The organism is Paraburkholderia kururiensis, from assembly GCF_034424375.1.
Lineage (GTDB): Bacteria > Pseudomonadota > Gammaproteobacteria > Burkholderiales > Burkholderiaceae > Paraburkholderia > Paraburkholderia kururiensis_A.
The window spans coordinates 5,537,670-5,559,926 of sequence record NZ_CP139965.1 but is presented as its reverse complement, the minus strand read 5'-3'; the positions used below and the strand labels follow the sequence as shown (position 1 = coordinate 5,559,926).

At 66.8% G+C, this 22,257-nt stretch carries 15 protein-coding genes; 10 read left to right on the top strand and 5 right to left on the bottom strand.

Annotation, left to right across the window (positions count from 1 at the left end; all coding sequences use genetic code 11):
• Position 1: 1 nt before the first annotated feature.
• From U0042_RS24905 to U0042_RS24890, 4 genes are all read left to right on the top strand, one after another.
• Positions 2–2,305 carry an FUSC family protein gene (locus U0042_RS24905; RefSeq protein WP_232833644.1) on the top strand — a complete coding sequence of 768 codons (2,304 nt, stop codon included), beginning with the start codon at positions 2–4 and terminating at the stop codon, positions 2,303–2,305.
• Positions 2,295–2,495, top strand: coding sequence for a DUF1656 domain-containing protein (locus U0042_RS24900; RefSeq protein WP_114815320.1), 201 nt, complete (start codon positions 2,295–2,297; stop codon positions 2,493–2,495). Before U0042_RS24905 ends, U0042_RS24900 begins: the two co-directional genes overlap by 11 nt.
• A 63-nt stretch (positions 2,496–2,558) precedes the next feature.
• Positions 2,559–3,437, top strand: a complete 879-nt coding sequence (locus U0042_RS24895) for an HlyD family secretion protein (protein WP_114815321.1) — start codon at positions 2,559–2,561, stop codon at positions 3,435–3,437.
• 328 nt (positions 3,438–3,765) lie between these two features.
• Positions 3,766–5,670 (top strand): propionate--CoA ligase, encoded by a 1,905-nt coding sequence (locus U0042_RS24890; RefSeq protein ID WP_114815322.1) that lies wholly within the window; start codon positions 3,766–3,768, stop codon positions 5,668–5,670.
• A gap of 152 nt (positions 5,671–5,822) precedes the next feature.
• On the opposite strand, the gene U0042_RS24885 is transcribed toward U0042_RS24890, so the two are convergent.
• Together U0042_RS24885 and U0042_RS24880 are read right to left on the bottom strand one after the other, a co-directional pair.
• Positions 5,823–6,614 (bottom strand): 5'-methylthioadenosine/adenosylhomocysteine nucleosidase, encoded by a 792-nt coding sequence (locus U0042_RS24885; protein ID WP_114815323.1) that lies wholly within the window; start codon positions 6,612–6,614, stop codon positions 5,823–5,825.
• A gap of 44 nt (positions 6,615–6,658) precedes the next feature.
• On the bottom strand, positions 6,659–9,022 hold the full coding sequence (locus U0042_RS24880; protein WP_114815324.1) for a UvrD-helicase domain-containing protein: 2,364 nt from the start codon (positions 9,020–9,022) through the stop codon (positions 6,659–6,661).
• Positions 9,023–9,468: 446 nt separating this feature from the next.
• Between U0042_RS24880 and U0042_RS24875 the strand changes: the two genes are divergently transcribed.
• The 6 genes from U0042_RS24875 (at position 9,469) to U0042_RS24850 (ending at position 18,701) form a co-directional block, all read left to right on the top strand.
• Entirely contained in the window at positions 9,469–10,389 is a 921-nt protein-coding gene (locus U0042_RS24875; protein WP_198665418.1) for a hypothetical protein, read from the top strand.
• A gap of 437 nt (positions 10,390–10,826) precedes the next feature.
• Positions 10,827–13,706 carry a valine--tRNA ligase gene (locus U0042_RS24870; protein WP_114814781.1) on the top strand — a complete coding sequence of 960 codons (2,880 nt, stop codon included), beginning with the start codon at positions 10,827–10,829 and terminating at the stop codon, positions 13,704–13,706.
• Positions 13,707–13,803: 97 nt separating this feature from the next.
• Complete coding sequence (galU, locus tag U0042_RS24865; protein WP_114814780.1) at positions 13,804–14,685, top strand: UTP--glucose-1-phosphate uridylyltransferase GalU; 882 nt, start codon at positions 13,804–13,806, stop codon at positions 14,683–14,685.
• Between the two features lie 313 nt (positions 14,686–14,998).
• Complete coding sequence (gene mgtA / locus U0042_RS24860) at positions 14,999–17,674, top strand: magnesium-translocating P-type ATPase (RefSeq protein ID WP_114814779.1); 2,676 nt, start codon at positions 14,999–15,001, stop codon at positions 17,672–17,674.
• Between the two features lie 246 nt (positions 17,675–17,920).
• Positions 17,921–18,235, top strand: coding sequence for a hypothetical protein (locus U0042_RS24855; RefSeq protein ID WP_114814778.1), 315 nt, complete (start codon positions 17,921–17,923; stop codon positions 18,233–18,235).
• A 127-nt stretch (positions 18,236–18,362) separates the two neighbouring features.
• A complete protein-coding gene (locus U0042_RS24850; RefSeq protein WP_114814777.1) occupies positions 18,363–18,701 on the top strand; it encodes a transposase in 339 nt (112 codons plus the stop codon).
• Positions 18,702–18,724: 23 nt separating this feature from the next.
• On the opposite strand, the gene U0042_RS24845 is transcribed toward U0042_RS24850, so the two are convergent.
• The 3 genes from U0042_RS24845 to U0042_RS24835 all read right to left on the bottom strand — a co-directional run bounded on the left by U0042_RS24845 (position 18,725) and on the right by U0042_RS24835 (position 21,951).
• The gene (locus tag U0042_RS24845; protein ID WP_232833583.1) at positions 18,725–19,717 is read right to left on the bottom strand and encodes a Crp/Fnr family transcriptional regulator; all 993 of its coding nucleotides are present in this window, start codon (positions 19,715–19,717) and stop codon (positions 18,725–18,727) included.
• A gap of 203 nt (positions 19,718–19,920) precedes the next feature.
• Positions 19,921–20,235: a hypothetical protein gene (locus tag U0042_RS24840; protein ID WP_157977907.1), complete on the bottom strand. Its 315-nt coding sequence runs from the start codon at positions 20,233–20,235 to the stop codon at positions 19,921–19,923.
• Between the two features lie 171 nt (positions 20,236–20,406).
• Complete coding sequence (locus tag U0042_RS24835) at positions 20,407–21,951, bottom strand: methyl-accepting chemotaxis protein (RefSeq protein ID WP_114814774.1); 1,545 nt, start codon at positions 21,949–21,951, stop codon at positions 20,407–20,409.
• Between the last annotated feature and the right edge of the window lie 306 nt (positions 21,952–22,257).

Genomic DNA, 22,257 nt, shown 5'->3' with positions numbered 1-22,257 from the left:
CATGTCCGCCCCTTCCTCCTCCGCGCCGCGCGTACCGGGTGCCTCGCTCGTTCCGGCCTTCGCCGAGTGGGCCCGTACGGACGGCCGCACGTGGATCTATCTGTTCAAGGCGATTGCGGCCGGCCTGCTCGCGCTCGGCATTTCGATGCGGCTCGACCTGCCGCAGCCGCGCACCGCGATGACCACCGTGTTCATCGTGATGCAGCCGCAAAGCGGCATGGTCTTCGCCAAGAGCTTCTACCGGATAGGCGGCACGCTCGTGGGCCTCGTGGTCATGCTCGCGCTGATCGGCCTCTTCGCCCAGCAACCGGAGCTGTTCATCGCCGCTACGGCATTGTGGGTGGGCATCTGCACGGCCGGCGCCGCGCGCAACCGCAACTTCCGCTCGTACGGTTTCGTGCTGGCCGGCTACACGGCCGCGCTGATCGGCATTCCGGCCTCGCAACATCCTGACGACGCGTTCATGTCCGCGCTCACGCGCGTGGCCGAGATCATGGTGGGCATCATCTGTTCGGGTGCCGTGAGCGGCCTCGTCTTTCCGCAGTTCGCCGGCGAACAGATGCGCAGCACGGTGCGCGCGCGCTTCTCGGCGTTCGTCGAATACGTGTCGGCCTCGCTCGCAGGACAGTCGGACCGCGCGCAGATCGAGGCCACCAACGCGCGCTTCGTCGCGGACATCGTCGGCTTCGAGGCCACGCGCAGCGTCGCCGTGTTCGAAAGCCCGGCCGCGCGCATGCGCAGCGGCCGGCTCGCCCGCCTGAACAGCGAATTCATGACGGCCTCCACGCGCTTTCACGCGCTGCATCAGCTGATGAACCGGCTGCACGACACCGGGGCGCACGCCACCATCGAGGCTCTGGAGCCGTATTTCCACGAGATCGCGCCGCTGCTCGCGAAGTCGGGCGAACCGGTGCTCACCGCCGCCGATGCCGAGCACGCCGCCGCGCAGCTCGAAGCCTATCGGGCCGCGCTGCCGCGCCGCATCCGCGCCACGCGCGCCCTGCTCGAAAGCCGCGCCGACGTGCCGCTGCTCGATTTCGACACGGCTTCGGAACTGCTCTACCGTTTCCTCGACGACCTGCACGCCTACACGGCGACCTACGCCTCGCTCGCCGTCGACACTCACGCCCGCGAGCGCTGGATAGAACGCTACGAGCCGAAGACCAACATGGTCGCGGCTGGCGTGGCGGGCCTGCGCGCGGCACTCGTGATGGCCGCGCTCGGCGCGTTCTGGATCGCGACCGCGTGGCCGAGCGGCACCACGCTCGTGCTCAATGCGGCGGCCGTCTGCGCGCTCGCGTCGTCGTCGCCGTATCCCGCGCGCATGGCGTTCCACATGGCGCTCGGCACGATGCTCTCGTCGCTCGTCGGCATGATCGTGACCTTCGGCGTCTATCCGCACATCGACGGCTTTCCGCTGCTGTGCGCCGTGCTCACGCCGTGCCTCGCGTTCGGCGTGTTCCTCACCACGCGGCCGAAATACGCGGGCATCGGCGCGGGCTACTGCATCTTCTTCTGCTTCCTCGCAGGCCCCGACAACCTGATCCGCTACGAGCCGGTGAGCTTCATGAACGATGCGCTCGCGCTCGTGCTCTCGATGCTCGTCTCCGCCATCGCGTTCGCGGTGCTGCTGCCGCCTTCCACGCCGTGGCTGCGCAACCGGCTCTTCGCCGACCTGCGCGACGAAGTGGCGCTCGCTTGCCGCGGGCGGCTCGCGCGGCTGCGCTCGCGCTTCGAAAGCCGCGCGCGCGACCTGATGTTCCAGATCAACTCGCTCGCCCAGGACGAGCCCGACGTGAAACGCGACACGCTGCGCTGGCTCTTCGCGGTGCTCGAAGTGGGCAACGCGATCATCGACCTGCGCAACGAAATCGGCACGCTGCCGCGCGACCCGCGCTACGCGCCGAGCATGCCGTGGCGCGTGGCGATCCGCCGGCTGCACGATCCGCTGGTGGCGCTGTTCCGGGCGCCCGACAGCCGCCGGCTCGACGCGGCGCTCGCCGCCACCGCGGACGCCATCGCCGCCACGCAGCAGGCGCTCGTCACGTTCGCGCCGCCGCGCGAGGAACGCCACAAACTGCAGCGCATTCTGAGCTACCTGCATTTCGTGCGCAGCGCGCTGCTCGATCCGCAGTCGCCGCTCGAAGCCGCGGTCGCGCCGGGTCGCCGTCGTGCGCCGGGCGATGGCGCGAGCGGTGCCGGCTCCGCCGCGGCAGGTCCGTTCGGCAACACGTCGGCACCCGCCGATCAGGCCGCCCCCGACACACCCGGCCGCCCCCGCGAAGGAGACCGCCATGCCCCGTGAAATCGCTTTCCTCGATGCCTACATGCCGGCCATCGTGCCGATCTTCATTCTGGGCGCCATGCTGACCTGGGTGCTCGACCGGCTGCTCGCGCGCACGGGCCTTTATCGCGCGGTGTGGCATCCGTCGCTCTTCCGGGCAAGCCTGCTCGTGTGCGTGTGCACGACGCTGGGGCTTTTCGTTTACGGTTGAACGCACGTTCCGCCGCACACACCCATTCGCTGATTCGCTGAATACGCTGACAAGAGTCGAAACATGACCCTCAGAAACATCATCGGCTTCGTCGTGACGGCCGTCATTTTCATCGTCGCGATACTGATCGGCCGCACCTTGTGGATCTACTACATGGACGAGCCGTGGACCCGGGACGGCCGCGTGCGCGCCGAGGTCGTGAACATCGCGCCCGACGTGTCGGGGGCCGTGGTCGAGTTGCCCGTGCGCGACAACCAGGTCGTGAAGAAGGGCGACCTGCTGATGCAGATCGACCCCTCGCACTACCAGATCGCGGTCGAACAGGCACAGGCGGCCGTCGCGGCACGCAAGGCCGACCTGCAGATGCGGCTCGACGACGCGAAGCGGCGCGCCGACATGGACAGCCAGGTGGTGTCGGCGGAAAACCGCGAGAACGCTTCGCATGCGGCAAGCGCGGCGCAAGCGCAGTACCAGGAAGCGCTCGCGCAGCTCGACGCGGCCAGGCTCAACCTCGCACGCACGCGCGTGATCTCGCCCGTGGACGGCTACGTCACGAACCTCAACGTGTTCCGCGGCGACTATGCGACGGCGGGCAACGCGCGGCTCGCGGTGGTGGACAGCCACTCGTTCTGGGTCTACGGCTACTTCGAGGAAACCAAGCTGCCGCGCGTGAAGGTGGGCAACAAGGCGCAGATTCGCCTCATGAGCGGCCCGGTGCTCAAGGGCCACGTGGAAAGCATCTCGCGCGGCATCTACGACCGCGACAATCCGCAAAGCCGCGAACTGCTCGCCGACGTGAATCCGACCTTCAACTGGGTGCGCCTCGCGCAGCGCGTGCCGGTGCGCATCCATATCGACGAAGTGCCGGACGGCGTGGTACTGGCCGCGGGCATCACCTGCACCGTGGTGGTGGAGCCGGCGAAAGTGCGGCCGGGGCTCTGAAGCCGGCACCTGAAGTTCGCGTCCGAGCCGCACCACCCAGCCGGACCACTGAGCCTCGTCACTGAACAAGCCTGCCGAACAGGCCACCGGCGCGGCGCCTCTCCGACGCCCGCCTTCCCGCTCCGCGACACGCGCGCGCATCATGGTCTACCCCCGTTGCCGCCGGCGGGGGCGCTGCACTATGCTGCCCCGGACGAATCCATCACACGGAAATCCACCACACGGGCCCGGCGACGGACGGCAGCCGGCGGGGACGCGCACGACGCGCGCAGCGCCCCGCACGTCGGGTCGGCCGCGGGCCACGGGCTCTCGCCGGAGGGACGCCGCCATGCCGCGCTACGCCGAATTTCACCGTCAGTCGATTGCCGATCCCGAAGCTTTCTGGCGCAACGAGGCGCGCCGCATTCATTGGGAAACGCCCTTCGATACCGTGCTCGACCGCTCCCGCCCGCCCTTCGCGCGCTGGTTCTGCGGCGGCCGCACGAACCTCTGCCACAACGCCGTAGACCGGCACCTGGCCGACCGCGCCAACCAGAACGCGCTCATCTACGTCTCGACCGAAACCGGCATCGAGCGCCGCTACACCTACGCCGAACTGCACGCCGAGGTGAACCGCATGGCCGCCGTGATGCGCTCGCTCGGCGTCGCGCGCGGCGAGCGCGTGCTGATCTATCTGCCGATGATTCCCGAGGCGCTCTTCGCGATGCTCGCCTGCGCGCGCATCGGGGCGATTCACTCGGTCGTGTTCGGCGGCTTCGCGGCCCCCAATCTCGCGGCGCGCATCGACGATGCGAAGCCCGTGCTGATCGTCACCGCCGACGCGGGCGCACGCGCCGGCAAGGTGATCGACTACACGCCGCTCGTGGACGAAGCGCTCGCGCGCGCCACGCATCATCCGGCGAAGGTGCTGCTGATCGACCGGCAACTCGCGCCCGAGCGGCTCGCCGCGAGCTATCTCGTGGATTACGAGCCGCTGCGCGAGCAGTACTTCAACGCCCACGTGCCGTGCGAATGGCTCGAATCGAACGAGCCTTCCTACGTGCTCTACACCTCGGGCACCACCGGGCGGCCCAAGGGCGTGCAGCGCGACGTGGGCGGCTACGCGGTGGCGCTCGCGGCGTCGATGGAATACATCTTCGAAGGTCGCGCCGGCGACGTGATGTTCACCGCGTCGGACATCGGCTGGGTGGTGGGTCACAGCTACATCATCTACGCGCCGCTGATCGCGGGCATGACCACGGTCATGTACGAAGGCACGCCCATTCGCCCGGACGGCGGCATCTGGTGGCGGCTCGTCGAGCAATACCGCATCAACCTCATGTTCACCGCGCCCACGGCGATTCGCGTGCTGAAGAAGCAGGACCCGGCGCTGCTCACCGCCGCGGACGTGTCGAGCCTGCGCACACTCTTTCTCGCGGGCGAGCCGCTCGACGAGCCCACGGCGACGTGGATTTCGGGCGCGCTCGGCAAACCGGTAGTGGACAACTACTGGCAGACCGAAACCGGCTGGCCGATGCTCGCCATCCAGCGCGGCGTGGAAGCGTTGCCACCCAAGCTCGGCTCGCCCGGCGTGCCCGTGTACGGCTACAACGTCACGTTGCGCGACGAGCACACGGGCGAGCCGTGCGGCCCCGGCGAGAAAGGCGTCATCACGCTCGGCTGGCCGCTGCCGCCCGGCTGCATGCAAACCGTGTGGGGCAACGACGCGCGTTTCGTGAAGACCTACTGGGAAAGCGTGCCCGGCGAGCAGGTCTATTCGACCTTCGATTGGGGCGTGCAGGACGAGGACGGTTACGTGACGATCCTCGGCCGCACCGACGACGTGATCAACGTGGCCGGGCATCGTCTTGGCACACGCGAGATCGAGGAAGCGCTGTCGAGCCACGCAGCCGTGGCCGAGGTCGCGGTGGTGGGCGTGAGCGATGCGCTGAAGGGCCAGGCCGCGCGCGCGTTCGTCGTGGTGCGCGATCCGGGCCGCTATGCTGACGAAACCGCGCGGCTCACGCTCGAAGCGGAACTCGCAGCGACCGTGGACCGCCAACTGGGCGCCATCGCGCGGCCCGCACGCGTGCATCTCGTGGCGATGCTGCCGAAGACGCGCTCGGGCAAGCTGCTGCGCCGCGCGATTGCGGCGCTGGCCGAGGGTCGCGACCCGGGCGACCTGCCCACCATCGAAGACGCCATGGCGCTGCACGAAGTGCGCGCGGCGCTGGACGAGGACAAGGGGCGATAGGTTTCGTGCGCGTTGCGGCGGCGTTGCGGCGGCGTTGCGGCGGCGTTGCGGCGGCGGTGCACAAGCAAAGAAGCGCGGCGCCGCAACAGTGGAGCATCCGCTTCGGAGGCGGGCTCGACGTCGAGTAACCAGGCGCGGCGCCGCTGCCCGCGCTAAGCGGCAGGCTCCTCCGCCCGCGCTTCCAGGAAGCGCCGCAGAATGCCGGTCGAATACGTGCCCGCGATCTCCGTGAGAAACGAGGCGAACGACGTGGGCGCGTGATCGTCGGCGGTATCGGACACGGTGCGCACGATCGCGCACGGCACCTCGTATTCGTGACACACCTGAGCGATGGCGGCGCCTTCCATCTCGACGGCAAGCGCGTCGGGCAACGTGGCGCGCAACGCCTCGACGGCGCTGGCGCTCGCGACGAACTGATCGCCGCTAATCACGAGCCCCCGATGCACCTGCGGCAACGCCGTGCCGAAGTGCGCTGCCAACGCCGCGCCCTCTTCCGCCACGAAGCGCTCGCACGCCGCGGCGAGCTGCGCGGCAAGACGCAGGTCGGCCGAAAAGCGCGCCATGCCGAGCAGCGGCACCTCGAAACGCGGAAAGAGCGGCGACGCATCCAGATCGTGCTGCAACAGCGTCTCGCCCACCACGATGTCGCCGATGCGCACGTGCGGCCCCACGCCGCCCGCCACGCCGGTGAACACCACGGCGTCGACGTCGAATGCATGGATCAGCGCGCTCGTGGTGGCCGCCGCGGCCACCTTGCCGATGCGCGCGAGCGTGACGACGCACGGCGCGCCGTGCACCGTGCCGACGTGATAGTCGCGACGGCCGTGCGTGACGGTCTTTACGCCGGACTCGGCGCGCATGGTGGCGATGAGGTCGCCGAGTTCTTCGGGCAGCGCGGCGAGCACGCCAAGCGGACGGGCAACAGTGCGGGTGGTCGGGTTCATTTTCTGTTTGTCAGGTGTGGGCCGGAGGCGAAGCGCACGCGCGCTCACTCCACGGGTTGCAGCTTCGCCACCGCCAGCGCGAGCCACTTCTCGCCGTGACGCTTGAAGCGGACCTGCGCCTTCGCGTCGGTGCCGCTGCCTTCCAGCGCCGTAATCGTGCCCTCGCCGAATTTGGTGTGGAACACCTGCTGGCCGACGCGAAAGCCCGTTTCGGCCGCACGCTGTTCGTTGGCGAACGCGGGCAGCGGCGCGGAGGGCTCGCCGCGGTATTCGTCGCGGCCGGCACGCTGTCCGTCGGGTCGCGCAAACCAGTCGCGGCCCCAGCCCGCGTTGTCCGAGCGGCCGCCCCAGCGCGCGCCCGCCTCCACCTTCGGCGTGAGCCACTTGAGCGTGTCCTGCGGCAGTTCGTCGAAGAAGCGCGAACGGATGTTGTAGCGCGTCTGGCCGTGCAGCATGCGGCTCTGCGCGAACGAAAGATAGAGCCGCTCCTTCGCACGCGTGATGGCGACGTACATGAGCCGGCGTTCCTCTTCGAGGCCGTCCGCTTCCATCGCGCTGTTCTCGTGCGGAAAGAGCCCTTCTTCCAGCCCCGTGATGAAGACGGCCGTGAACTCGAGCCCCTTGGCCGCGTGCACGGTCATGAGCTGCACGGCGTCCTGGCCCGCCTGCGCCTGGTTGTCGCCGGCTTCGAGCGAGGCGTGCGAGAGAAAGCCCGCGAGCGGCGTCATCACGTCCGGGTTCTGGGCCGGATCGGTGATGGCCGGGGCATCGAGCACTTCGACTTCGTCGCCGGCCGCCGTCGCCAGTTCGGGCGCCGAGGTTGCGCCCGGACGCAGCGGAATGGAGCGCGCGGGCGTGTCGAGCCCGTAGCCCTCCTCGCTCACGAAAGCGGCCGCCGCGTTCACGAGTTCCTGAAGGTTCTCGAGGCGGTCCTGGCCTTCGCGCTCGTTCTGGTAGAAGTCCGCAAGGCCGCTTGCGCGCACCGTGTATTCGACCGTCTCCGGCAGGCTCATCTGCTGCGTTTCGGCGCGCATTTTCGCGATCAGGTTCGCGAAGCCCGCGAGGCTCGATCCCGCCTTGCCCGCCACATACGGAATCGCCGCCGCCATCGAGCAGTTGTAGAGACGCGCCGCGTCCGTCAACTGCTCGATGGAACGCGCGCCGATGCCGCGCGCGGGAAAGTTCACGACGCGCGCGAACGCAGTGTCGTCGCTCGGGTTGTCGATGAGACGCAGATACGCAAGCGCGTGCTTCACCTCCTGGCGCTCGAAGAAGCGCAGCCCGCCATAGACGCGATACGGAATGCCCGCGTTCACGAGCGTGTGCTCGATGGTGCGCGACTGGGCGTTGCTGCGGTAGAGCACGGCGATCTCGTGGCGCGCAAGCCCCGTGTTGATGAGCGCGCGAATTTCCTCGACGATCCAGCCCGCCTCCTGCGAGTCCGTAGCCGCTTCGTAGACGCGCACGGGTTCGCCGTGGCCCGCGTCGGTGCGCAGGTTCTTGCCGAGCCGGCGCGCGTTGTGCGCGATCAGCTGGTTCGCGGCATCGAGAATGTAGCCGTGCGAACGGTAGTTCTGCTCCAGCTTGATGAGATGCCGCACGCGAAACTCTTCCTCGAAGTCGCGCATGTTGCCCACGTTCGCGCCGCGGAACGCGTAGATGGACTGATCGTCGTCGCCCACGGCGAAGATCGCGTTGTTCTGTCCCGCGAGCAGCTTGAGCCACGCGTACTGCAGCTTGTTGGTGTCCTGGAACTCGTCGACGAGGATGTGCCGGAAGCGCGCCTGGTAATGCGCGCGCAGCGGCGGATTGTGCGCGAGCAGTTCGTAGCAGCGCAGCAGCAGTTCGGGGAAATCGACCACGCCTTCGCGCTGGCACTGCTGGTCGTAGGCTTCGTAGAGTTCGACGAACTTGCGGTTGAAGTTGTCGGTGACGTCCACGTCCTTCGGCCGCAGGCCCTGCTCCTTCGCGTTGTTGATGAAGTACTGCAGGTTCTTCGCGGGGTACTTCTCGTCGTCAATGTTCAGGCCCTTCATCAAGCGCTTGATGGCGGAGAGCTGATCGGCCGTATCGAGAATCTGGAACGTGGCGGGCAGGCCGGCGTCGCGGTAATGCGCGCGCAGCATGCGGTTGCACAGACCGTGGAAGGTGCCGATCCACATGCCGCGCGTGTCGATGGGCAAGAGCGCCGAGAGCCGTCCCATCATTTCGCGCGCGGCCTTGTTCGTGAACGTCACGGCGAGCACGGTGGCAGGCGAGGCGAGCCCCTGCTGGATCAGCCACGCGATCCGGGTGATCAGCACGCGCGTCTTGCCGCTGCCGGCCCCGGCGAGAATCAGCGCCGGCTCGTTGGGCAGCGTGACGGCGGCATGTTGTTCCGGATTCAGGTTCGCGAGCAGATCGGGCATGAGGAAATGGGGGAATCAGGAGGAAAACGGGGACGTTGCGGCGGCTGGCCGGCGCGTGGCGCAGATCGTCCGACATTATAAGTCGGGGGCGCTGCGGGACGCCGGGGCACCGCCGGGCGCGCTTGGCGGCGCGGGGGGCGTGGGGGCGTGGGGGGCGTGGGGGGCGTGGGGGGCGTGGGGGGCGCGGGTGGCGCAGTTGGCGCACTCGGCAAGGGGCCGGCGCGGCACGCCGCTTCCCATGCGTTCGGCATGCGCGCTTCGCATTCGCGTGCGCTGCTTCGCACGTACAGCTTGTCGACACGCGCGGCCGCCGCATCATCGGCAATGATCGCCCGCCTTGCGTGCAGAGCGTGCTGCGTGTTTCGCGTGTTGCCGGCACGGCGCCGGGGCACGCCAAACGTCTGTGCTGCGGCAAGGCGGGGATCGAGCCACGGGAGGCATTCAACATGTCGAGCGCGATTTCGGCCTTGTCCTTCGATACCGTGCCGTCGTCCGGCACCGGTTCCTATGGTGCGTACGGCTTCTCCAGTTCTCCGGCGACCGATCCGCAGCTCGAAAGCCTGTTGGGCGGCACGACCGGGCTGCAGCCCTATTTCAGCTGGGAAAAAACCACCTTCGGCCAGAACGGCAACCCCGGCACCGCCAGCAAGGCGGCGCAGCAGCTCTTCGGAACCACCAACGCGCAAGGCAGCCAGGGCAGCGGCAACGGCCAGTTCGACTCGGCGCTGCTTCAGGTGTTGATCGCGCTGCTGGAAGAACTGAACCAGTCGATCTCGTCGAACGACGGATCGGCGCCCACCTCAGGCCCGGTGTCCGCGGGCGGCTATGGCGGCGGCGGAGGTTATGGCGGAGGGTACAGCGGCGGATCGAGGTCGGTCGGCAACGCTTCGGGCAATACAGGCGGCCCTGTCCAGCACGGCGACACCAACGTGGCGCCCGCCGGCTCCGGCAACCCGGCCGGCATCGCGCAAGGGCTTCTCGATCATTCGGCCGCGAGCATCATGGCCAACCAGAACGTGCCCATGGACCGCGGCATTCCCACCGACGTCTGCTGCGCGAATTTCGTCTCCGCGTGTCTGACGAAGGCGGGCGAGCTGCCCGAATCGCAGCACACCAACAGCGTCGCCACGCTCGACTCCGAACTGAAGCAGGACGGCTGGCACACCGAAAGCCGCAGCGAGGCCAAGCCCGGCGACGTGGTGATCATCGGCAGCGACGAGCACACGGAGATCGTCGCGAGCAACGACAACGGCCGCATCACGCTGATCGGCTCGAACAACACCGAAGGCGGCTCGGGCCCGCAGGTGGTGTCGTACGACAGCGCCTCGGGCAACCGCGGCAACGTGGAGTTCCTCACGAAGTCGTAAAGGCAGGCTGTGCGTCGATGGGGCAACCACGGGCGCGCGACGGCTGCGCGGGCTCGGGCTTCAGTGGTCGCTTCATTCAGGCCACCTCGTCGGCCGACTCGTTCGACCCACTGACAGACCGCCGGCGCGCGCCTGAGCGCCGCCGTTAGTTGCCACCGGTCAACGCAATCGCGCGCTCTTGCCGCGACGCTTGACCCGCCCCCGCGGTGTTGTCGCTGCCCGCCTTGTGCGCGGCGTCTTGCCCGTTGTGCCTGCCGCCCCCGCGCCCTTCATTGCTCCCTCGCTGCGCCCCTCACGTCCCATCACGCGCCCATCACGCGCCCTGTGCGCCGCCCACCACGCCCGGTCCCCGCCTGTGCGGGCCGGCTCGCCCCGCCTCCCTTTATAATTCAAGGTTTCACGCCTCTCTTCACGCATTTTTTCGGCAGACTTCCATAATGAGCGACAGCACGCTTGCCAAGAGCTTCGAGCCTCAAACGATCGAGGCCTCGTGGGGCCCGGAGTGGGAAAAACGCGGCTACGCCGCGCCCGCCTTCGAACCGGGACGCCAGAATTTCTCGATCCAGTTGCCGCCGCCGAACGTCACCGGCACGCTGCACATGGGGCACGCGTTCAACCAGACGATCATGGACGCGCTCACGCGCTACCACCGCATGCTCGGCGACAACACGCTGTGGGTGCCGGGCACGGACCACGCGGGCATCGCCACGCAGATCGTCGTGGAACGCCAGCTCGACGCGCAAGGCGTCTCGCGCCATGATCTGGGCCGCGAGAAGTTCGTCGAACGCGTGTGGGAATGGAAGCAGCAGTCGGGCTCCACCATCACGAGCCAGGTGCGGCGCCTCGGCGCGTCCATCGACTGGTCGCGTGAATACTTCACGATGGACGACAAAATGTCGGCCGCCGTGCGCGAAGTGTTCGTGCGGCTCTACGAGCAAGGCCTGATCTACCGCGGCAAGCGGCTCGTGAACTGGGACCCGGTGCTCGGCACCGCGGTGTCCGACCTCGAAGTGACGAGCGAAGAAGAAAGCGGCCACCTCTGGCACATCCGCTATCCGCTCGCGGACGGCTCGGGCCATCTCACGGTGGCCACCACACGTCCCGAAACGATGCTCGGCGACGTCGCGGTGATGGTGCATCCCGAAGACGAGCGCTACGCCGCGCTGATCGGCAAGAGCGTGAAGCTGCCGCTCACGGACCGCGAAATTCCCGTGATCGCCGACGACTACGTGGACCGCGAGTTCGGCACGGGCGTCGTGAAGGTCACGCCCGCGCACGACTTCAACGACTACCAGGTGGGCCTGCGCCACAAGCTCGCCGCCATCGAAATTCTCACGCTCGACGCGAAGATCAACGACAACGCGCCCGCGCACTACCGCGGTCTGGACCGCTTCGAGGCGCGCAAGCAGATCGTGGCCGACCTCGACGCCGCAGGCCTGCTCGAATCCGTGAAGCCGCACAAACTGATGGTGCCGCGCGGCGACCGCACGGGCGTGGTGCTCGAACCCATGCTCACGGACCAATGGTTCGTCGCGATGAGCAAGCCGGCGCCCGAAGGCACGTTCACACCGGGCAAGTCGATTGCGGAAACCGCGCTCGACGTGGTGCGCAACGGCCAGATCCGCTTCGTGCCCGAGAACTGGACCACCACCTACTACCAGTGGCTCGAAAACATCCAGGACTGGTGCATCTCGCGCCAGCTCTGGTGGGGCCATCAGATTCCCGCCTGGTACGGCGACAACGGCGAAGTGTTCGTCGCGCGCACAGAAGACGAGGCCCGCGCGCAGGCCGCGGCGAAGGGCTACACGGGCGCACTGAAGCGCGACGAAGACGTGCTCGACACGTGGTTCTCGTCGGCGCTCGTGCCGTTCTCATCGCTCGGCTGGCCGAACGAAACGAAGGAACTCGCGGCGTTCCTGCCCTCCTCGGTGCTCGTCACGGGCTTCGACATCATCTTCTTCTGGGTGGCGCGCATGGTCATGATGACCACGCACTTCACGGGCAAGGTGCCGTTCGATACGGTCTACGTGCACGGCCTCGTGCGCGACCACGAAGGCCAGAAGATGTCGAAGAGCAAGGGCAATACGCTCGACCCCATCGACATCGTGGACGGCATCGACCTCGAATCGCTCGTCGCCAAGCGCACCACCGGCCTCATGAATCCGAAGCAGGCCGCCACCATCGAAAAGAAAACGCGCAAGGAATTTCCGGACGGCATCCCCGCGTTCGGCACGGACGCGCTGCGCTTCACGATGGCGTCGATGGCCACGCTCGGCCGCAACGTCAACTTCGACCTTGCGCGCTGCGAGGGCTATCGCAACTTCTGCAACAAGCTCTGGAACGCCACGCGCTTCGTGCTGATGAACTGCGAAGGCCACGACTGCGGCTTCGGCGAAAAGGCAGCGGCGTGCGGCCCCGACGGCGCGGGCGGCTGCGGCCCGGGCCGCTATCTCGACTTTTCGCAGGCAGACCGCTGGATCGTCTCGCTGCTCCAGCGCGTGGAAGCGGAAGTCGAAAAGGGCTTCGCGGACTACCGTTTCGACAATGTGGCAAACGCCACATACAAGTTCATCTGGGACGAATACTGTGACTGGTACCTGGAGCTCGCCAAGGTGCAGATCCAGAACGGCACGCCGGAGCAACAGCGGGCCACGCGCCGCACGCTGCTGCGCGTGCTCGAAACCGTCCTTCGACTCGCCCACCCGATCATTCCGTTCATTACCGAAGCCCTGTGGCAAAAGGTTGCGCCGCTCGCGAACCGTTATCCGGCAGGCAAGGCCGAAGGCGAAGCCTCGATCATGGTGCAGCCCTACCCCGTCGCCGAGCCGGGCAAGATCGACGAAGCCGCGGAGCAATGGGTGGCGGACCTGAAGGCCATGATCGATGCGTGCCGCAACCTGCGCGGCGAGATGAACCTCTCGCCCGCCACGAAGGTGCCGCTGCTCGCCACGGGCAACGCCGAACGTCTCGCGACGTTCGCGCCGTACGCCCAGGCGCTGGCGCGGCTGTCCGAGGTGCGCATCATCGCCGACGAAGCGACGCTCGACGGCGAAGCCCATGGCGCGCCGATTGCTATCGTGGGAACGGACAAGCTCGTGCTCAAGGTCGAGATCGACGTGGCCGCGGAGCGCGAGCGTCTGTCGAAAGAAATTGCACGCCTCACCGCGGAAATCGCGAAGTGCAACGCGAAGCTCGGTAACGAGAGCTTCGTGGCAAAGGCCCCGCCTGCTGTCGTTGAGCAGGAACAGAGAAGGCTGGCAGAATATGAAACCACCATTGGCAAGCTGACCGCGCAGCTTTCGCGGCTGCCTGCCTGAACACCGCGGCGGCCGTTTTGGCCGCAGCAGTCGCCGCATGCGGGGCATGGCGCAGTGCTGGAGGCGCCGCGTGCGGACAAAGGACCAGGGTAACGACATGCTCAAAGTAACCAAGGCGGTATTCCCCGTGGCCGGTCTCGGCACGCGCTTTCTGCCCGCCACGAAGGCGAGCCCGAAGGAAATGCTGCCCATCGTGGACAAGCCACTGATCCAGTACGCGGTGGAAGAGGCGATGGCCGCCGGCATCACGGAAATGATCTTCGTGACGGGACGCAGCAAGCGCGCCATCGAAGACCACTTCGACAAGTCCTACGAGATCGAGGCCGAACTTGAAGCACGCGGCAAGGACAAGCTGCTCGAACTCGTGCGCAGCATCAAGCCGAGTCACGTCGACTGCTTTTACGTGCGTCAGCCCGAGGCGCTGGGTCTCGGCCACGCGGTGATGTGCGCCGAGAAGCTCGTGGGCGACAACCCGTTCGCCGTGATTCTCGCGGACGACCTGCTCTACGGCACGCCGCCCGTCATGCAGCAGATGATCGAGGTGTTCGACCACTATCACAGCTCGGTGATCGGCGTGGAAGAGATTCCGCCCGAAGACACGAAGTCGTACGGCATCGTGGACGGCAAGGAGTGGGAAGACTCGATCATCAAGATGTCGGGCATCGTGGAAAAGCCGGCACCGGACGTGGCGCCGTCGAACCTGGGCGTGGTGGGTCGCTATGTGCTGAAGCCGCGCATCTTCGAACATCTGCGTGCGCTGAAGCCGGGTGCGGGCGGTGAATTGCAGCTCACGGATGCGATCCAGTCGCTGCTGGCCGACGAGCAGGTGCTGGCCTACAAGTACCACGGCACGCGCTTCGACTGCGGCAGCAAGCTCGGTTATCTGAAGGCGACCGTCGAGTTCGCGTTGCGCCACCCCGAGGTGGGCGCGGAATTCGAGGCCTATCTGCGCACGCGCTCGCCGGTGCTCGCCGGGTAAAGCCGCGCCGCGGTGCAAGCACCGCGCACATGTTTGATTCATGCCGTAAAAAGGCGCTGCGATTCGTTCTCCGCGGATCGCAGCGTTTTTGTTTTGGGGGGCCGATTTCAGGTGCCCATCGCCATGTCCGGCATGACGCTTCCGTGACACGGGCGTCCGCCCGGTCCGCGCTTGACTCACGTCAACTCGCCACTGCTCGCCGGTGCGAACATCCGCCCTACCGGCCCGTCCTCTTCGGCTGGCGTTGCCCGGCAAACCGACGCGATGCCGACGTCGTAACGCGCCGGCGTCCGGCTCACTTCTGAATCCGATCATGATGCTTCCGGACGGCAAGGCGCGGTTCCTTTCTCCCATTCTGTCCCGGCTGTTGCGCTCGCCGCGCGGCGGCTCGCACGTGCCCGCCACGCACGACACGCTCGGCCAGTTCGCGCGCATGTCGCCCGACGAAGCCATGCAGCGGCTCGGCACCGGCGCCGCGGGGCTCGACGCCGACGACGCCGCGCAGCGGCTGCGCACCGTCGGTCCGAATCAGGTCGCGCGCGAGGCGCGGCACACGATGGTCCGCGAACTGGCCGCGCGAGCCGCCAATTCGCTGAACCTGCTGCTGCTCTCGCTCGCCGCCGCATCGTGGTTTCTCGGCGACCCGCGCGCCGCGCTCATGATTTCCGTGATGGTCGTGCTGAGCGTTTCGCTCGGCTTCGTGCAGGAGCACCGCTCGAATCGCGCCGCCGAAGCGCTGCGCCGCATGGTGCACACCACCGCCACAGTGCGTCGGCGTCGTGCCACGGGCGGCAGTGAAGCGGGCGTCGAAACGCTCGACATTCCCATCGAACAGATCGTGCCCGGCGACATCGTCATGCTCTCAGCCGGCGACATGATTCCCGCCGACCTGCGGCTCATTTCCGCGCGCGATCTGTTCGTGAATCAATCGGCGTTGACGGGCGAAGCCATGCCGGTCGAAAAAGCGCCCACCGTGGGCACGCACAGCGCCGACTCGCACTTCGAATTGCCGGACATCTGCTTCATGGGCAGCGCGGTGGTGAGCGGCGTGGGTTGCGGCGTCGTGATTCTCACGGGCGGGCGCACCGCGTTCGGCGGCGTGGCCGACATGATCGCGGGACAGCGCGTGCTCACGAGCTTCGACAAGGGCATCGCACGTTTCACGTGGCTCATGATGGGCTTCATCGCCGTGATGGTGCCGCTCGTGTTTCTCATCAACGGGCTCACCAAGGGCAACTGGTTCGAGGCGCTGCTGTTCGCGGTCGCGGTGGCCGTGGGGCTCACGCCCGAAATGCTGCCCATGATCGTGACCGTCAATCTGGCCAAGGGCGCCATTGCGATGTCGCGCAAGAAGGTGATCGTGAAGCGGCTCAACGCGATCCAGAACTTCGGCGCCATGGACGTGCTCTGCACCGACAAGACCGGCACGCTCACGCAGGACCGCATCATCCTCAAACGCCATCTCGACATTCACGGCAACGACTCCGACCGCGTGCTCGAATACGCGTACCTCAACAGCACGCATCAGTCGGGCCTCAAGAATCTGCTCGACGTGGCCGTGCTCAAGCACGTCGAGCTGCATGAGCAACTGAAGGCACACGAGCAGTACACGAAGATCGACGAGATGCCGTTCGACTTCGAGCGCCGCCGCATGTCCGTGGTGCTCGCGCGCGACGACGGCGCGCATCTGTTGATCTGCAAGGGCGCGGTGGAAGAGATCTTTTCGGTATGCACCCGCTATGCGGTGGATGACGACATCGGCGTGCTCGACGAAAGCCACTTCGTGGCCGCCAAACAAACCACGGACGCGCTCAACGCCGACGGCTTTCGCGTGGTCGCCGTCGCCTACAAGGAGATGCCGCCGCAACAGGCGGCCTGTTCGGTGAAGGACGAGCAGGACCTCACGCTACTCGGCTACATCGCGTTTCTCGATCCGCCGAAAGAAACGGCGGCCGCGGCAATCCGGGCGCTGAAGGCAAGCGGCGTCGCCGTGAAGATTCTCACCGGCGACAACGACATCGTCACACGCAAGATCTGCCGCGAAGTGGGCATCGACGCCGGCACCATCGTGCTCGGCAAGCAACTGGAGAACTGCACGCCTGACGAACTCGCCGCGCTCGCGGAGCGCGCCTCGGTCTTCGCGAAGGTGTCGCCGGCGCAGAAGGCGGCCATCGTCGACGCCCTGCATCGCCAGGGCCATGTGGTGGGCTTCTTAGGCGACGGCATCAACGACGGGCCGGCGCTCAAGACGTCGGACGTGGGCGTATCGGTCGACAGCGCCGTGGACATCGCCAAGGACTCGGCCGACATCATCCTGCTCGAAAAGAGTCTCGCCGTGCTGGGCGACGGCGTGATGGAAGGCCGCAAGGTGTTCGGCAACATCACGAAGTACATCAAGATGGGCGCAAGCTCGAACTTCGGCAACATGTTCAGCGTATTGGGTGCGAGCATCCTGCTGCCGTTCCTGCCGATGGCGCCCATTCAGGTGCTGACCAACAACCTGCTCTACGACTTCTCGCAAACCGCGATTCCGACCGACAACGTCGATGCCGAATATCTGGCGGTGCCGCGCCGCTGGGATATCGTCAACATCATGAAGTTCATGCTGCTGGTGGGCCCCATCAGCTCCATCTTCGACTACGTCACCTACTTCCTGATGCTCGACGTCTTCCATGCGTGGAACAACGCGTCGCTGTTCCAGACCGGCTGGTTCGTGGAGTCGCTGCTTACGCAAACGCTGATCATCCACATCATCCGCACCGCGAAGGTGCCGTTCTTCGAAAGCCGCGCGAGCGGCGCGCTCATGGCGACGAGCGCCGTCATCGCCGTGGTGGGCATCGCGATTCCATTCACCTGGCTCGGCCACGTGCTGGGCTTCACGCGGTTGCCGTGGACGTACTGGCCCGCGCTCGTGCTGATCCTGCTTGCCTACGCGGCGCTCACGCACGTCGTGAAGACGTGGTTCGTGCGGCGGTTCGGCCTCGGCTGACCGGGCAAACGTTTACCAAACCGACCGCGCCCCGAACCGCCGCCGCTTCCCGCTTCGCCCCGCCACACCTTGCCTCGTTTTCCGTCAAATTTACTTGACGCCGATTCCAAACGGCAGGAAAAATAGCGACGCTTACGTCAAGTAAATTTGACAAGGGCGACGCACCGGACCCGGCATGCGCGCTCGCGAGCCGGGGCAACGGGGCTTCAGGCGACGTTTCCAGGCGGGGTTTCCAGGACATATGGAATGAACGACAGTTTCCTGTTACCGGTCGCGCTGCGCGGACACGAACGTGGCCCGGTCGACGCCAACAGGCAAGACGAGGCGCAATTCCTCGGCAAGCAGGTCGAACTGATCCGCCTGCTCCTGCATCGCGCGCACAGCCTGCGCGGATTCGGACGCGAGACGCCGGCCGCCGATCTCTTCGTCGCCTGCATCGTCAATCTGCTGGAAGCACTCGAACTCAATTCGCCTGACGAAGCCGGCATCGGCATCGCCCGGCTGCAACAGATCATCGACCTGATCTTCACAGACGGCCCGTGGCGAACGGCGTCAGGCTGATTCAACGGCCCGCGCAACACGGCGCGGCCGCGATGAGAAAACGTCCGACACGAGAGAAAGCGCATTCATCCACGGCGCGTGCGGGACGACAACACCAGTTCGCAGAACTGGAACACGAGGGGTTGCCATGCATCAAGAGACCGGTTGGGTGGTCACGCCTTTTCGCCTCTCGGCGACGGAGCGTCGCGTGTCCGACGAAGAATGGATGCGGGTCGCCCATCTGTTCTCGAACGACGAAACGAGACGCGGCGGACGGCGCAAATGCCCGGACCGGTCCGTGCTGGATGCGGTCTTGTGGGTCATGACGAGCGGCGAGAAATGGCACCGGCTGCCGTCCTGCTATCCGGCACAGCAGACCTGCTACAACCGGTTCGTGGCGTGGCGCCGAAGCGGCCTGCTCGATCAGGTCGTGCGGCTGCTCGGCTGGGACGCGATTCGCGCCGACGTCCCGCACGCCGAAGTCTGACGCGCGCTGCCCGTGGCGCGCGCTCAGGCGACCCCAAAGATGCGGCCGTATTCGCTTTCGAGCGTGCTGTGGCATTCGCACGCGGCCGCTTCGATCGCGGTGCGATCGAGCACGCGAATCGATCCTGGCCGGCAACGCACGGCGCCGCTCGCTTCGAGCGACGTCAGTTCGTCGAGCGCGCTCGCCGCGTGGGCACCCAGCACGTCGGGAAATACCTTCTGACTGAAACGGATGTCGTCGGAATCCTGGCGGCTGAGCGTCTGCAAGAGCCAGCGGCACATCTGCTGACGCGGCGTGTGATGGTTCACGCACAAGGCGATCTGCGTCATCTGCGCCATGAGCGCCTGGGTATAACGCAGCAGCGCCCGCTGGAACGCGCCCGCGAGCGCGAACTCGCGGCGTGCCACCTCCACGCTCAACCGGAAGGCCTCGCCCGCCCCTTGCACGACGGCACGCCGTGCGGCATGCGGCTCGCCGATGCACGCGGACAAGCCCAGCATCCCCTCGTTGCCCACCACCGCCACGCCGAGCGGCGCGCGATCCGCCGTCGCGTGAAAAATCGCGAAGATCGCGGTGGTCGGCAGGTACACGCTGGTCAGCGGCTCGCCTTGCCGGAACACGACCTGGCCGAGCGGCATCGCCACCGGCGCGAGATGCGGTTCGAGGCGCTCGCGCTCGCGCGGCGAAAGCGCGGCGAGCAGCCGGTTGCCGGGCGCCGCAGCGTCGGCGGCGGTGCCGTCCGCATTGCGGCCCGCGGTTGCATGGCCTGCGACGCGTCGCACGAGCGCGAGGTGCTCCTGAATCAGCGTGTCGCGGTTTCTTTCGGGCAGCAGGCTCAGCACGGCCGAGCGCACGTCGTTGTGACCGAGTACGTCGAGAATGCGAAGCTTGACGAGGGTACCGAGATCGCTCTTGCCGTTGCGCCAGGCCGATATCTGGGCACGGGTGAGATGGAGAGCGTCTGCAAGCTGGGCGTCGCTTGCGAAGCCGCCCCGCGTTTTGACATCGTCGAACAATGCGTACCAGTCGCGCACAGTGTTATTGGCCTGGGTTGGCGTCCAGAGAACTCGACATGGACGGCATGGCAGCGCTGCGGCATGTCGATGAAGTAACCGGGTAAGGTGACCGCACGAGGGGACCGGGTCCGGTCGAAAGCGCACCCTTTATAGCACAACTGCGACAGTGTCCACGCCTCGCGCCGGCAAGACTCGATGCGACGTCATCCGCCGCGAGACGCCGTTTGCGCAGACAGCGCCGCGATGATCCGCACGAGCTGCTCGCGGCAAACCGTACTCTCGCTCGTATCGTTGAGTGCGATGCCTTCGAGCAGATTCACCATTGCGCTCAGGAACGCATCGGCCACCGGCGTGGGTCGAGCGCGGCTGCGCAGATAGTCGGCGTGGCCGAACACCGCTTGCAGAAATGCGACCTGGCAGGATGCGAACTGCTCGTCGTCGAGGCGCCCCGCGACGGCCACTGTCTCGCGCCCGTTGCGCAACGCACCGGGCAACCGAATCGTATGCGGATTGTTCATGGCGCCCTCGCACACGCCGTGAATGACCACGAGAGAATTGCCATGCGCGGACGCCGCCTACCTTGATCTGTATCAGCGAGGCGGCAGACGTGCCGCCGCCTCGGGCCACCGGTTCGGGCGCGTGCCGCTGCGTGTTCGCTCTGCTGCACGTGGCCCGAACCAGCGCGTGCCTCAACGAAACACGCTCACGGCATCGACCAGACGCGTAGCCTGCTGTTTGAGACTCTCCGACGCCGCCGTGCTTTCTTCGACCAGCGCCGCGTTCTGCTGCGTAATGCGGTCCAGTTCGCCCACCGCCGCGTCCACTTGCGTGACACCGCTGCTCTGCTCCTCGGTGGCCGCGCGAATTTCGGCGATGAGGTCCGAAACGCGTTTCACCTGCGCCACGATCTCGTCCATCGTCGTGCCCGCGTCGTCCACAATGCGCGCGCCCGACTCCACGCGCTCCACGCTCGCGCCGATCAGGTCCTTGATCTCGCGCGCCGCGTTCGCGCTGCGTTGCGCGAGCCCGCGCACTTCGCCCGCCACCACGGCGAAACCGCGTCCCTGTTCGCCCGCGCGTGCGGCCTCCACTGCCGCGTTGAGCGCCAGGATGTTGGTCTGGAACGCGATGCCGTCGATCACGCCGATGATGTCGGCAATGCGCCGCGAGCTGTCGGTGATCTCGTTCATCGTATGCACGACTTCGGACACCGCGCGCCCGCCCCGCGCCGCAGCGCCGCTCGCCGAGCCCGAAAGCGTGTTGGCCTGCAGCGCCGTTTCGGCATTGCTCTTCACCGTGGCCGTCATCTGCGCCATGGACGCCGCCGTCTGCTGCACGCTGAAGGCGGCCTGCTCGGTGCGCTTGCTCAGATCGGTGTTGCCCTGCGCGATCTCGTCGCTCGCGCGCTGCACGTTGATGACCTGCTCGCTCACGTCGTCGATAAGCCAGCGAAACATCAGGCCGAGCTGGCTGATCGTGCGCAGCGTCATGCCGATTTCGTCGGCGCGGTTCATGTGAACGACGTTCTGGCTCTCCCCCGTCGCCACGCGCAGCGCCTGGGCAAGCACCTGTTCGAGCGGTCGCGAAATCTGCGATTCGAGCCACCACGTGGCCACGAACGACAACGCCGCCATCAGCGCCGCAAAGCCGCCCAGCGCGCCGCCGGCAAGGCCGAGCAGCCAGGCCGCGGCGACCGTCGCCGGCGCCATGACGAGCAACGCCGAGCGGATACGCCAGCGCACCGGCATCGTCGTCAGCAGCGACATCCACCCCATCAGGCCGCGGCGCACCAGCAGGCCCTTGTGAAAGCGCCGGTTGCCGGCCTTGCCCTCGCGGAAGTCGCGATAGAGCGACTCCGCTGCGGCAATTTCCTCGCGCGTCGCCTTGGTTCGCACCGACATGTAGCCCGCGGCCCGGCCGTTGCGCACCACCGGTATCGCGTTGGCCCGCACCCAGTAGTGATCGCCGTTCTTGCGGCGGTTCTTGACGAGCGCCGTCCACGGCTCGCCGCCCTTCAGCGTGGCCCACATGTCGGCGAACGCTTCTTTCGGCATGTCGGGATGACGCACGATGTTGTGCGGCTGGCCCTGAATTTCTTCCTCGGAAAAGCCGCTGACCTGAATGAACGCCGCGTTGGCGTAGGTGATGTGACTCTGCGCGTCCGTGGTGGACATCAGCGTGGCGTTGTCGGGAAACTCGAATTCGTGCTGCGTGACTGGCTGGTTGTTTCGCATGACTCCCCCGTGAAGCGAATCGTATGTTCGCTATTTATCGACAGGTATTGCGTATTACTGAAGTGCAGACGTGTCGCGATGCGCGCACATTCATTCCGGCGATAACGCGCTCGCGCTTCTTTCGGCATCCTCACACGTCAGCGGCAAGCTGAACATGGCGCGCATTTTTTCGCCATAGGGACGGCCCGCACGCCTTGTGCGGCGCGGGTTTCACGATGCGCTTCGCGTCGTCGGCACGCGCCGGGGATGGCTTCGTGTGGTCGCACCTGCCATCGCGTGGTTCGTCGCGGCGTGCGTGCGAGGCGC